Origin of the sequence: Thiomicrorhabdus sp., from assembly GCF_963662555.1 — a bacterium.
Classification (GTDB): Bacteria; Pseudomonadota; Gammaproteobacteria; order Thiomicrospirales; family Thiomicrospiraceae; genus Thiomicrorhabdus.
This window is the reverse complement of the sequence record NZ_OY759719.1, coordinates 2,022,780-2,035,122: the sequence shown is the minus strand read 5'-3', so window position 1 is coordinate 2,035,122 and position 12,343 is coordinate 2,022,780. Positions and strand designations below refer to the sequence as shown.

The window sequence follows — 12,343 nt, the reverse complement described above, 5'->3', positions numbered from 1 at the left end:
ATGTCACAAGTGATATCGACTAAGTCAACGGATGTACCGGTTCAGTTAGAATCGCGTATTCAACAATTGGCATCATCTGCTCCGACTCAACCTTGGCTGAATAATGCAGATAAAGAAGCATTAAAGACTGAAATTAAGCAGTTATTAAAAGCTAATAATGCTCAGTTGGTCGCCCATTATTATGTCGATGATGAGCTACAAGCTTTAGCAGAAGAAACGGGCGGTACCGTTGCCGATTCTTTAGAGATGGCTAACTTTGGTGCTCAGTCTGATGCCGATATGCTGGTGGTTTGTGGTGTGCGTTTTATGGGTGAAACGGCTAAAATGTTAAGCCCAGAAAAAACCGTCTTGATGCCAGACTTAGAAGCCACTTGTTCTTTAGATGTAGGTTGTCCAGCGGATGAATTTGCCGAGTTTTGTGCACAACATCCGGATTACACCGTTGTGGTGTATGCCAATACTAGTGCTGAGGTCAAAGCGATCGCAGATTGGGTTGTTACCTCAGGTAATGCGTTACAAATCGTGACACATCTAAAAGAGCAAGGTAAAAAAATTATTTGGGCTCCAGATCGTCATCTTGGAAACTGGATTGAACAGCAAACCGGTGTTGAGATGATTCGTTGGCAGGGGCATTGTATTGTGCACGACGAGTTCAAAACCTTTGAGCTAGAAAGCCTAAAACAACAACACCCAAAAGCCAAAGTTTTAGTGCATCCAGAATCTCCTTCTGAGGTAGTCAATTTGGCTGACATTGTTGGTTCAACCAAAGTATTATTAAATGCGGTGGTTGATCTTCCAGATGATGAATTTATTGTGGCGACTGATTACGGTATCTTTTATAAGATGCAGCAATTAGCTCCCAATAAAAAGCTCTATATTGCACCTACAGGCAGTAAAAAAGACTCTTGTAATAGCTGTGCACATTGTCCTTGGATGGCGATGAACGGTTTGCAAAATTTGCGTGACTGTTTAAAAAATCATACTGGTGAAGTATTGGTGGATGAAGAAGTTCGTCAAAAAGCCTTGATTTCATTACAAAGAATGCTAGATTTCTCAAGACAGGCAGGCCTGGTAAAATCAGCAAACTAAAAGCAATATTTTAGAGCGGGTGTTTAAGCCCGCTTTTTTATGTAATTGGTTTTATGTTCGCTGTTTATGTAAGCCATTTTTAAAGTTTTTAAATAGATTTACCAGGCCTGGTAAAACAGGTAAGAGAGAAGAATTTGCCTAAATTAAAACGCATATTAGGGATTGACCCAGGTTCACGTAAAACGGGTTTTGGTATTGTTGAGTCGGGACGTTATCACCCCAACTATTTAGTGAGTGGCGTAATTCGGGTTGAAAAGTTTTCTGGTGCGATGCGTTTAAAAAATATTTTTGAATCAATTTGCCAAATTATCGACCAATATCAACCTGATGTGATGGCAGTAGAAAAAGTCTTTGTCTATAAAAATCCAAAGTCAGCCATTACATTAGGGCAGGCTCGTGGCGTAATTTTATGTGCGGCGGCCATTAAAGGTGTGGATATTATGGAATATACGCCGACTCAAATTAAAAGTACGATTGTCGGAAAAGGTCACGCCGGTAAAGATCAAGTTCAATATATGGTTCAAAATATTCTCAAACTTACAGATACACCGCAAGAAGATGCGGCAGACGCCTTAGCGTGTGCTTTGTGTCATGACCGTTATATGTCATTAGGTATTGATCCAGAGCTGATTTCTAAAGGCTCTAAATTTTAAGGAACGTAAAACGTGATTGGATTTTTAAGAGGGCAGTTGGTTCAAAAGCTACCGCCAATGATGGTATTAGATGTGAATGGTGTCGGTTATGAAATAGAAGCCCCTATGTCTACTTTCTATCAATTAGAAAAAAAAGAGGGTGACATTACCATTCTTACGCACATGCATGTGCGAGAAGATGCCATGTTACTTTTTGGTTTTGCTACTGAATCTGAACGAGTACTTTTCAAAACACTGATTAAAGTGAACGGTGTTGGTGCAAAGATGGCATTAGGAATTTTATCAGCCATGTCGGTAAATGAGTTTTGCAGTTATGTTGATAACGGTGATATTTCAGCCTTAACGCGTATTCCTGGCGTGGGTAAAAAAACCGCCGAACGTTTGCAGATAGAAATGCGCGATAGACTCAAGCCGATTGTTGAATCTGGCATGCTGGATTACCAACCAAGTATTACTGATTCAGGTAATCAAACGGCCATACCAACAGGTGGTTTTGCAAGCTCAATACAGCAGTCAGCCTGTGAAGCTTTAGTTGCGTTAGGATACAAAAATACCCAGGCAGAAAAAATGGTTGCAGGGGCTTTTGAAGAAGGGTTAACATTGGAAGCACTTATTAAACGTGCCCTACAGGGAGTAAAACTGTAGATGATTGAAACAGATCGCATAATTGGCAGTCAAGAGGTTGCTGATGACATCTACACAGCTCCTTCTGTAAGACCGCAACAGATTAATGAATATATTGGTCAGCAATCGGTTCGTGAACAGTTACAGCTTTCTATGGATGCCGCCAAGATGCGTGGTGAAGCTCTAGACCATGTATTACTTTATGGACCACCAGGCCTGGGAAAAACGACTTTATCAAATATTATTGCTCAAGAAATGGGCGTGACGTTGCGTCAAACCTCAGGGCCAGTTATTGAAAAACCGGGCGATTTAGCGGCGATACTAACGCGTTTAGAGCCGCATGATGTGTTGTTTGTGGATGAGATTCACCGCCTAAGCCCGATTGTTGAAGAAGTGTTATATCCAGCAATGGAAGACTTTCAAATAGACATTGTGATTGGCGATGGCCCAGCGGCACAAAGTGTAAAAATCGATCTTCCGCCATTTACCTTAGTGGGAGCGACTACAAGAGCTGGCTTATTAACTTCGCCACTGCGTGATCGATTTGGATTGGTACAACGTTTAGAATTTTATACCCATGAAGAACTCACTCAAATTGTGACACGTTCTTCGCATATCTTAGGTATGCATTCAGAACTAGAAGGTGCTCAGGAAGTTGCTCGCCGTTCTCGTGGTACACCTCGTATTGCCAATAGACTGTTAAGACGTGTACGAGATTTTGCACAAGTAAAAGGCGATGGCATTATTACTCAAGCTATAGCCGATTCTGCTCTGAATTTATTAGAAGTAGATACACTTGGTTTAGATAAAATGGATAGACGTTTTTTAGAAACCTTAATTCATAAGTTTGACGGCGGGCCGGTTGGTATAGATAGTATGGCAACAGCTTTGGGTGAAGAGCGTGGTACTATTGAAGATGTAATTGAGCCATTCTTGGTTCAACAAGGTTTTTTAGTGAGAACGCCAAGAGGCCGAATGGCGACATCACATGCGTATAAACATCTGAACTTTGAACAAATTGCAGAATAAAAGTAATATAATTACATTTTAAAGTTAGGGTGAGTTTTGTTAAGCTTAGTTCGCCTAAATTAATTAATTTGATTAACCTCCAAAGAAAATGGAAAGAGAAGACCATGAACGATAGTGATTTAATTGAAACTGTATTAAGTGCTAGCCCAGTTGTACAAGCGGTTATGGTGCTATTAGCAATAATGTCGTTAGCCGCATGGTCGGTAGCATTTGCTAAATCGTATCAGGTCAGAAAAGCTATGCGAGAAGCCAAAGAATTTGAAAAAACTTTTTGGGTTACTCAAGAGCTATCAGGTTTATATCAAACGATAGAATCAAATCGTAATGAATCTGCAGGTCTTGCTTTAATTTTTGCGGACGGTTTTAAAGAGTTTGCTCGATTAAAGCAACAAGATGTTCATGATGCTTCTGATCTGATTGTCGGTGCTCAAAGAAGCATGAAAATTGCCTTTTCAAAACAATCGGATAAATTAGAAAACCACCTATCATTGCTAGCAACCGTTGGTTCTTCAGCACCTTATATTGGTTTGTTTGGAACGGTTTGGGGGGTTATGCATGCTTTTCAATCTTTAGGTGATGTTCAACATGCTACCTTGGCATCCGTTGCTCCAGGTATTTCTGAGGCATTAATTGCAACGGCAATTGGTCTGTTTGCCGCTATTCCTGCCGTTATTGCATACAACCGTTTAACGAATCGTGTTGACCGTTTATTAAATGAATACGAAAACTTTGCTGATGGATTTTTAACTCTATTGCAACGCCAAGCCCATACGGTAAAAATACAAAATTAATCAATGATTACTGACAGATTTTGTGACGCAATAAAAGAGTTTAGGGAAAAATATGCAAAACGGTTTTCGAAGCAGTAGACAAAAAAAACGCCTAATGGCGGAAATCAATGTAGTGCCATACATTGATGTTACCTTAGTGTTGTTGATTATATTTATGGTTACTGCTCCTATTGTGCAACAAGCGGTTACTGTAAATTTACCGCAGACTCCAGAAATAACTAAACAAACCAATGCTGAAGTTACCGAAGAGAACAAACCTTTTGTTATTACGGTAACCAAAGACGGCATGTATAAAACGTCTGAACAGCCTGAAATTGTTTTAGGTAACAAAGATATTGAAAGCTTGGTTGCTGAAGTTATTGCACGTTCTCAATTAAATAAAGACCAAGTGATTTATATTCAAGGCGATCGCCAAGCACCTTATGGCAAAGTAGTGCATATTTTTGTATTACTAAAAGCGAATGGTGTCGAAAACGTTTCATTAATGACTGAACCTGAAATGGTAAAACCGTAATGTTGAAATTTATTGTTAAACATCCTATTTCTGTATTTTTAGCCGTGCTTCTTCACGTTACTTTAATTACTTTATTCAGTATTAAATGGCTAGATCAGCCTGAAACTATCAAAATCTCATCTGATGGTGAAGCCAACCAAGAAATTAAGCAAATTACTCAGCTCGAGCCTATGAAGACCTTTACGGTTGATGCCTCGCAAGTTAAAGCTCAGCTTGAAAAAATTAAGGCTGAGCAAGATGCGAAACTTTTGGAACAAAAAAATCTAAAAGCCCAAACAGCCGAAGAGCGCCAGCGTTTACAAGAGCTTAAAAAGAAACAACAAGCTGAAAAAGCGAAAGCTGAGAAAGCAAAATTATTAGCAGAAGAACAAAAACGTAAAGCCGATGCCCAACGTAAGAAAACAGAAGAACAAAAACGTTTAGCACGTATAGAAAAACAAAAAGCAGACGCAGAACGTAAAAAAGCTCAGCAAGCTCAAAAAGCCGCTTTAGATGCTGAGAAAAAAACCAAAGAAGCGAAACAAAAAGCAGCTTTAGCTGAGAAACAACGCCAAGCTGAAGAACAGAAAAAACAAGAACTACAAAAAGAGCTTGCACAGAAAGCGGAAGAGAAAAAAGCACTTGAAAAAGCGGCTTTAGAAGCTAAAAAGAAAAAAGAGCAAGAACAAGCTGCGGCAGACCTGCAACGTCAACTTGATGAAGAAGCTGCTCAGCAACGTGAAGCTCAAAAACGTAAACAAATGCTTACTTTAAAAGAGACATACATCTCATCGATTACGGCAAAAGTAAAAGATAACTGGCGTACACCTGCTCGTATCTCTCCAGATGCACAGTGTGATTTAAATATCACTCAGTCACCAAGTGGTAATATCACGAGTGTTAAAGTACTTAATTGTAATAAATTTGCGAGTAAGCAGTTTAAAGAAGCGGCTGAAAAAGCGGTTTATAGAGCAGAACCTTTACCAGCACCGCCGGTTAAAGAATTGTTTGAACGGGAAATCACATTTCAATTTAAGCCTTAATATTGAGTGCTTTGCATGAAGTTATAGAGGAATAAAAAAGGTTAAAATTTTACTGTTTTTCTGATGATCAGCTGTGTTTCGAGTCTTAACCAGTAAAATATGTTCACTTTTTTTGTCGATGTCTCATGCAAAGATTTTATATAGTTTGTTAGTGTTATAAGTATTGAAAAATACTTTTTGATAGCAATAAGAAAGACGAACAATAGCTTAGCTTATTAAACAAATTCAACAAATTTACCAGGCCTGGTAAATTTGTTTGGTTTACGCATAATTCTAATCATAAATTCTAAAAAAAACGGTGATTACATTGAGTTTACAACAGAATCTACATAAAAAAATGCTGGCTAAAATACAGCCTATTTTACTGAGTCTTTTAATGGTTGCATCTTTACCAGCTTGGTCAGGATTAACGATTGAAATTAACGAAGGATATGAAAATGCTCTGCCAATTGCGGTAGTTCCATTTGGTTATACTGATTCTGTTGTTACTGGTCAAAACAATACGACTGCACCAACGGCAAAACAAACCGCTCCAGTTGATATTGCTCAAATTGTGGCAGCCGATTTAAGAAGAAGCGGTAAATTTAGCCCTATATCAAGAACGGCTTTACCGTCAACCCCCAATGAGATTGAGCAAATAGATTTTGATGATTGGAAGGCTTTAGATGTTGATAACATGGTTATTGGTCAAGTCGTTTCTGAAGGTAATGGACTGTATCAGATAGATATGCGTTTTATGGATGTATTACGCAAAAACCAAGTAATGGGTAAGCGTTGGACTCACATCCCAAAAGCAAAACTTAGACAAATTGCTCATCAAATTAGTGATCTGATTTATGAAGAACTCACTGGTGTTCGTGGTGCATTTAACACTCAGATTGCTTATGTAACTTTGCAAAAAGTTTCTGGTAAGCGACTTTATACTCTAGAAATAGCTGATTCTGATGGTTATAACGCCCAGCCGATTTTAAAATCAAAAATGCCAATTATGTCTCCAAGTTGGTCACCAGATGGTAATAAGCTAGCTTATGTCTCTTTTGAAAGTGGTCGTTCAAATGTCATAGTACAAAGCTTGGATGGCAAGTACCGTAAAGTTATTGCCAACTTTAAAGGGATTAACGGAGCTCCTGCTTGGTCTCCAGACGGCAAAAAAATTGCTCTAACGTTATCTAAAGATGGAAGTGCCGATGTCTATATTATGGATTTAGCAACCCAAAAATTACGCCGCTTAACACGAAACTATTCAATTGAAACCGAAGCTGCATGGGCGCCAAATGGCAACTCATTGTTTTTTAACTCTGACCGTCGTGGTCAGCCGCAAGTATTTCAGGTGTTTTTAGATACAGGTGAAATTCGCCGTGTGACTTTTGAGGGCAAATATAATGCTAACCCAGAAATTTCTCCAGATGGCAGATACCTAGCGGTTGTGCATGGAGATGGTGGTTTTCACATTGCCTTGCAAGATTTGTATACTAATGAATTTACTGTTTTAACGAAGACTTTTTTAGATGAGTCGCCAACATTTTCACCTAATGGTGAGATGATTCTTTATGCCATGAATAAAAATGGCAAGGGTGAGTTAGCAGTGGTTGCCATTGATGGTAAAACATCACAAACATTAAAAGTAAAAGATGGCCAAGTACGAGAACCTGCTTGGGGTCCATATTTAAATTAACCAACAAGCTGTTAAACCATTATTAGTATTTAAATTTTCAATATTTAAAATAGTTTTTTAGGGGATAAAGATGAATATAGTACAAAAAGTATTTACGATTGCTGCAATCTCTATGCTAGCAGCATGTAGTTCTTCGCCACAAAAAGGTGGTGGCGATGGTGCTAATGACCCAGAAGTAACAACAGATACTGCTCCTGGTGTAGGTGATGCAGGAAATGGCGTTGAGGTGATTCCTGCCAATGGTACCCAGGTAGAAGACGGCAATATGGTTGATGGTCAATCATTAGATGATATGAAAATGACCGATGTAGATAGTATTTACGAGCCAGTTATTTATTTTAAGTATGACCAATATGAATTAGATGATAAAGCAACAGAAAATGTGCGTTATCACGCTAATATCTTATTACAAAATCCAAAAGAAAAATTAATCTTAAAAGGCCATACTGATGAGCGTGGCACACCTGAATATAACTTAGCTTTGGGTGAGAAGCGTGCTAAAGCAGTAGAGCAAGCCATGATGTTGTTTGGTGTAGATCAAAGCCGTATTGAAGTTATTAGTTTTGGTGAAGAGCAGCCTGCAGTCCTTGGTAGTAACGAGCTAGCTTGGCAAAAAAATCGTCGTGTTGAAATCGTAATTAAATAAGGAATCGTAATGCGTAAAACACTATTAGTAACTGCAATGACAGGTTTGTCTTTAAGCTTAGCATTGCCTACTTATGCTGCTACTACCGGTAATTTAGAGCAAAGAGTTAACCGTTTAGAACGCATGATGGATAACCCTGTATTGCTACAATTAAGCCGTCGTTTAGGTGAGCAGCAGCGTGATATACAATCTTTACAAGATGAAAATGATCGTTTGAAAAGAGAGTTAAGAAATATTCACGCTCTTATGGATAAACGATATAAAGAGAGTGATGAACGTTTAAGTGTACTTGAAGGCAAAACGCCAAAAACAGCGAGTATGTCAGTACCTGAAAATGACTCAAGCTCGGTACAAGAAACATTGCAAGATGAAGTTGAAGATCAAGCTCAAACTCAACCAGGTGAAATGCAAACGGTTGCTCAAGAGAATGCTCAATCAACACAGCAAGCAACCACATCAAACGTTGATAGTTCTGTTCCTTCTGATAAGCAGGTTGCCGTTTTAGAAACTCAATCGGCAGGATCTGAAAAGCAGGGTGATGAGTCAAAAGTGATTCATACTCGACCAGCAACGGATATAGAAAAAGAAAAATATAAAGATGCATTCGCAGAAATGCGTGCCTCAAAATATGATAAATCTATTGCTAGCTTTGAATCGTTTATTAAGCAGTATCCAGAAAGTGAACTTGCTAGTAATGCCGCTTATTGGAGTGGTGAGGGCTATTTAATTAAAGGTGATAATCAAAAAGCGTTAGACTCTTTTTTGATGGTTATTCAACGTTATCCTAATTCAACAAAAGTACCTGATGCAACTTTACGAGCAGGTGATAGCTATAGCAACTTGGGTGATAACAAAAAAGCTGAAGCATTGTATAAGCAAATTATAGAATCACGTCCAAGTAGTCGTGCGGCTCAAAATGCCCAAAAGCGTTTGGAGAAGCAATAACATGTCTGAGCAAGTAAATTTAACAAGCAACTCAAAACCCAAAGCCGTTGTTTTATTGTCTGGTGGGTTAGATTCCGCTACTGTATTAGCTATAGCAAACGCGCAAGGGTATGAATGCCATACCATGAGTTTTGATTATGGGCAGCGTCATAAAGCAGAGCTAACTGCCGCCCAAAACCTGGCTAAAACTCTTGGTGCAAAAACCCATAGAGTAATGAGTATGGATATGCGTGCTATTGGTGGGTCGGCTTTAACAGATGAGTCAATTGCGGTGCCTATCTCAGGTGTAGAAGAAGGCGAAATTCCAGTGACTTATGTGCCTGCCCGAAATACCGTTTTTTTATCCTATGCATTAGGTCTAGCAGAAGTGCTTGAGGCTGATAATGTATTTATCGGTGTTAATGCAGTTGATTATTCTGGCTATCCAGACTGCCGTCCTGAATACATAGCCGCATTTGAAACTCTAGCAAACCTAGCAACTAAGGCTGGAGTAGAGGGGCATAAAATGCATATTCAAACGCCATTAATTAACCTGACTAAAGCAGAAATTATTCAACAAGGGATGAAAAACGGAGTTGATTACAGCTTGACTGTTTCTTGTTACAAGGCGGATGATTTAGGGCGTGCTTGTGGTGAATGTGATTCATGTCGCTTGAGAAAACAAGGGTTTAGCGATGCAGGTGTTGCTGATCCAACAATTTACCAATCTTAAGCACGAGAGTGCTTTGTGATAAAAGTTAAATAAATCTGAAATAATTGCCAAAATAGCTTGCACACTTTTCATAGACTTGTATAATACGCCCCATTCCAAGCGGGTCGTTAGCTCAGCTGGTAGAGCAGTTGGCTTTTAACCAATTGGTCGTGCGTTCGAATCGCACACGACCCACCATTTACTCTGGGTTTGTTTGGAAATATTGAGCTGTTTAAAATGAGTATAAATTTTAAATAACGATTTGGGTCGTTAGCTCAGCTGGTAGAGCAGTTGGCTTTTAACCAATTGGTCGTGCGTTCGAATCGCACACGACCCACCATATTCTTAAACCCCGTGCTTAACTCAGTTAGCACGGGGTTTTTTATTGCCTCAATTTTTTTAGGCTGTTAGTTCATAGAATGCGAGTCTTGCATTTTACCAGGCCTGTATACAGTCTTGTGGAGTAGCATGTTTATATTACTACTCTCGTTATGAGTTTATTCAGGTGTATTAAAAGCTCGATCACCAGCATCGCCCAAGCCTGGGTATATAAATTTGTTTTCATCTAATCTTTCATCAATCTTGGCAATCGTTATTGATATGTCTGGATGACTATCTATCACAGCTTTAACACCTTCCGGTGAGCCAATGATATTTAGGCTAAAAATCTGCTTAGGGTGATGTTTTTTAACTAAGGTTATGGCATCGGATAAGGAACCACCCGTTGCAAGCATTGGATCAAGCAGAATTACGGTTTTACCTGAGCAGTCAGGTAAACGTTTATAGTAAGTTTTAGCTATATGGGTTACTTCATCACGTTTCATTGCTAAAAAGCCATTAGGTGCATCAAGAAGAAGGCTTTGTAAGCCATTTAGCATAGGCAAGCCAGCACGCATTATTGGAATTAACACTAAATCAGACTGGTCAATGAAGTCAAAAGGTAAATCACCGTGCCAAGTAGTAATGGTTTTGTTTTGTAGGCTTACTGATTGGCAAGTTTCATAAAACAGTATTCTGCTTAATTCCTCAATGGTCTGTTGAAATTGATTGGCATTGGTTGTAGTTTTACGTAAACGGTTAACCAGTTCAGTGACTAATGGGTGTGAAAGTTCCTTAACCATAAAAACCTCTTTGTTTTTTCTGTAACAGCTACGTTTATATTAAAGTACTATGAATTGGGCGTAAAATGATAAAAATTTTGGAGAGATATGTAGAGGTGTGTTTGGTTTATATGTTGTGTTAGATTTGAGTTGGAGGCTGATTAATATAAAGGCCTGCCATACCCATAAAAGAGTAACCAGGCCTGGTAAAAGTTATAAGTGATTAGCTGCAATTGTGCGTAGCTTACTGACTTCTAAGCCTGCTTTATCAGCAAAGCCAATTGCTCTAGTAAGGCGAGCTGGTGCTGAGCGCCCCATGCAGCCATGTTCAAGGTCTCCATTAATCGCTTCTAATAAACCTTCCATCAAACGTTCTCTGTCATTTGATGTCTCTGTTAGCCAATCTTGAATATCAAGTACATCATTGGCTACCGCTTGCATAACGATTGAATGCTGTGTTTGCAGCTGATCTACATTACCGCCTACTTCTAGACCTGCAATATTGGTGGTGAGGATGTAGAGGTTCTTGCGAACTAATTCATAGGTTAACTCTTCTTCCGAATCTAAAATGAAGCTGGGTAAATCAACCTGAGCAAGAGCATTAAATACCAGTTTTGCATTTGCACCAAAAATTGGCGAGGGGAGTACCACTTTGCTGTCCATGCCTTTTTTCTTTTCAAACCAAACTGAGATAACGGTCGGGTTTTCAATTGCAGCCGCTTTCCAATCTTTAGGCAGTAGTTCATTTTGAAGCAAGATAACGCGGTCTTTCCATACTTGCGGTATGTCCGCTAATGTTTGTTCAATATCAGCTTCACCTACCGCAACCAAAACAGCGGTAGGGTTGGGAATGTTTTTGGCAACAATATTAGTATCCATGTCTCGAGTAACGCCTTGTACAGGATATCCTAGACGTAAAAAACCACGTGCAAAAACACTGCCTAATTCACCTAGCCCGATGACGATAATGGGATCTTTCATTTAATGACCTCTATAAGAATAATGGTTAACTTAATGAGACCTTTGCATGAGTATAGTTATGGTTAAAAATGGCTAAAATCCAACATCTATCAGCCAAAAAAACACGCCCAATAGCTCGCTATTCTGCGTGTTTTTTGACTAAAATCTGCAAAAAAAATTTACATTTTTAATTCGCACCTTACTCGTGCAAAGGTCTTTTAATATTTAAATTGTTGTCTATTTTGATTGTGCAATCTTGCACCAAAATGGCTTAAGTTATATCAACACCATGTAAATTTGAGTGTAGAATATATGGATTAAAAGACTATCCGAGAATCTTAACAATGAATGAAAAAAAAGCAAAATTTACTTGGCACTATTATGTGATGGCGTTTGGGGCTTTATTAGCAATGTTAGCGGCTACTTTAGGAACTCTAGGTGGGATTGTTTCTGGTCTGGCTATTGCTATTATCAGTCATCCTAAAATCCAGTTTCAAGGAGTGGCTCGTTTTGTGTTTTATGTTTTATTTATGATCTTATATGTATTTGCTTTTCCAGATGCCGATGTAGTTAGAGAGATGATGACTAATCATTAAGTTATTAT

Annotated in this window: 14 protein-coding genes and 2 tRNA genes; 14 read left to right on the top strand and 2 right to left on the bottom strand. The window is 38.8% G+C overall.

All coding sequences use genetic code 11. The features are described 5' to 3' along the window. The 13 genes from nadA to ACORJQ_RS09015 all read left to right on the top strand — a co-directional run bounded on the left by nadA (position 1) and on the right by ACORJQ_RS09015 (position 10,019). Positions 1-1,089, top strand: coding sequence for a quinolinate synthase NadA (nadA, locus tag ACORJQ_RS09075; protein ID WP_321323855.1), 1,089 nt, complete (start codon positions 1-3; stop codon positions 1,087-1,089). Positions 1,090-1,223: 134 nt separating this feature from the next. Next, positions 1,224-1,742, top strand: coding sequence for a crossover junction endodeoxyribonuclease RuvC (ruvC, locus tag ACORJQ_RS09070; RefSeq protein WP_321323853.1), 519 nt, complete (start codon positions 1,224-1,226; stop codon positions 1,740-1,742). 12 nt (positions 1,743-1,754) lie between these two features. Next, a complete protein-coding gene (ruvA, locus tag ACORJQ_RS09065; protein WP_321323852.1) occupies positions 1,755-2,387 on the top strand; it encodes a Holliday junction branch migration protein RuvA in 633 nt (210 codons plus the stop codon). Beyond that, positions 2,388-3,395, top strand: coding sequence for a Holliday junction branch migration DNA helicase RuvB (gene ruvB / locus ACORJQ_RS09060; RefSeq protein WP_321323851.1), 1,008 nt, complete (start codon positions 2,388-2,390; stop codon positions 3,393-3,395). 104 nt (positions 3,396-3,499) lie between these two features. Beyond that, positions 3,500-4,186, top strand: a complete 687-nt coding sequence (gene tolQ / locus ACORJQ_RS09055; RefSeq protein WP_321323849.1) for a protein TolQ — start codon at positions 3,500-3,502, stop codon at positions 4,184-4,186. A 52-nt stretch (positions 4,187-4,238) separates the two neighbouring features. Next, complete coding sequence (locus ACORJQ_RS09050) at positions 4,239-4,700, top strand: ExbD/TolR family protein (protein WP_321323847.1); 462 nt, start codon at positions 4,239-4,241, stop codon at positions 4,698-4,700. Beyond that, entirely contained in the window at positions 4,700-5,722 is a 1,023-nt protein-coding gene (gene tolA, locus ACORJQ_RS09045) for a cell envelope integrity protein TolA (RefSeq protein ID WP_321323845.1), read from the top strand. Before ACORJQ_RS09050 ends, tolA begins: the two co-directional genes overlap by 1 nt. Before the next feature lie 307 nt (positions 5,723-6,029). Next, the gene (gene tolB / locus ACORJQ_RS09040) at positions 6,030-7,397 is read left to right on the top strand and encodes a Tol-Pal system beta propeller repeat protein TolB (RefSeq protein ID WP_321323843.1); all 1,368 of its coding nucleotides are present in this window, start codon (positions 6,030-6,032) and stop codon (positions 7,395-7,397) included. Between the two features lie 70 nt (positions 7,398-7,467). Beyond that, a complete protein-coding gene (gene pal, locus ACORJQ_RS09035) occupies positions 7,468-8,043 on the top strand; it encodes a peptidoglycan-associated lipoprotein Pal (protein ID WP_321323841.1) in 576 nt (191 codons plus the stop codon). Positions 8,044-8,052: 9 nt separating this feature from the next. After that, positions 8,053-8,988: a tol-pal system protein YbgF gene (gene ybgF, locus ACORJQ_RS09030; protein WP_321323839.1), complete on the top strand. Its 936-nt coding sequence runs from the start codon at positions 8,053-8,055 to the stop codon at positions 8,986-8,988. Between the two features lies 1 nt (position 8,989). Continuing rightward, the gene (queC, locus tag ACORJQ_RS09025; RefSeq protein ID WP_321323837.1) at positions 8,990-9,700 is read left to right on the top strand and encodes a 7-cyano-7-deazaguanine synthase QueC; all 711 of its coding nucleotides are present in this window, start codon (positions 8,990-8,992) and stop codon (positions 9,698-9,700) included. Between the two features lie 101 nt (positions 9,701-9,801). Continuing rightward, positions 9,802-9,877: transfer RNA gene (locus ACORJQ_RS09020), tRNA-Lys, on the top strand. A gap of 66 nt (positions 9,878-9,943) precedes the next feature. Then, positions 9,944-10,019, top strand: a tRNA-Lys gene (locus ACORJQ_RS09015). Positions 10,020-10,176: 157 nt separating this feature from the next. Here the strand turns inward: ACORJQ_RS09015 and upp are convergent. Further along, a complete protein-coding gene (gene upp / locus ACORJQ_RS09010; protein ID WP_321323835.1) occupies positions 10,177-10,800 on the bottom strand; it encodes a uracil phosphoribosyltransferase in 624 nt (207 codons plus the stop codon). Between the two features lie 192 nt (positions 10,801-10,992). Continuing rightward, positions 10,993-11,760: a hypothetical protein gene (locus ACORJQ_RS09005; protein ID WP_321323834.1), complete on the bottom strand. Its 768-nt coding sequence runs from the start codon at positions 11,758-11,760 to the stop codon at positions 10,993-10,995. A gap of 323 nt (positions 11,761-12,083) precedes the next feature. Here ACORJQ_RS09005 and ACORJQ_RS09000 point away from each other — a divergent pair, with 323 nt between their 5' ends. Continuing rightward, positions 12,084-12,335, top strand: a complete 252-nt coding sequence (locus ACORJQ_RS09000; protein WP_321323833.1) for a hypothetical protein — start codon at positions 12,084-12,086, stop codon at positions 12,333-12,335. The last annotated feature ends 8 nt before the right edge of the window (positions 12,336-12,343 follow it).

Excerpts from the sequence above, each read along its gene's own strand:
- ruvB (WP_321323851.1), top strand. The coding sequence starts at position 2,388 with ATGATTGAAACAGATCGCATAATTGGCAGTCAAGAGGTTGCTGATGAC.
- ybgF (WP_321323839.1), top strand. The coding sequence starts at position 8,053 with ATGCGTAAAACACTATTAGTAACTGCAATGACAGGTTTGTCTTTAAGC.
- tolQ (WP_321323849.1), top strand. The coding sequence starts at position 3,500 with ATGAACGATAGTGATTTAATTGAAACTGTATTAAGTGCTAGCCCAGTT.
- pal (WP_321323841.1), top strand. The coding sequence starts at position 7,468 with ATGAATATAGTACAAAAAGTATTTACGATTGCTGCAATCTCTATGCTA.
- upp (WP_321323835.1), bottom strand. The coding sequence starts at position 10,800 with ATGGTTAAGGAACTTTCACACCCATTAGTCACTGAACTGGTTAACCGT.
- ACORJQ_RS09050 (WP_321323847.1), top strand. The coding sequence starts at position 4,239 with ATGCAAAACGGTTTTCGAAGCAGTAGACAAAAAAAACGCCTAATGGCG.
- tolA (WP_321323845.1), top strand. The coding sequence starts at position 4,700 with ATGTTGAAATTTATTGTTAAACATCCTATTTCTGTATTTTTAGCCGTG.
- ACORJQ_RS09005 (WP_321323834.1), bottom strand. The coding sequence starts at position 11,760 with ATGAAAGATCCCATTATCGTCATCGGGCTAGGTGAATTAGGCAGTGTT.
- nadA (WP_321323855.1), top strand. The coding sequence starts at position 1 with ATGTCACAAGTGATATCGACTAAGTCAACGGATGTACCGGTTCAGTTA.
- queC (WP_321323837.1), top strand. The coding sequence starts at position 8,990 with ATGTCTGAGCAAGTAAATTTAACAAGCAACTCAAAACCCAAAGCCGTT.
- ACORJQ_RS09000 (WP_321323833.1), top strand. The coding sequence starts at position 12,084 with ATGAATGAAAAAAAAGCAAAATTTACTTGGCACTATTATGTGATGGCG.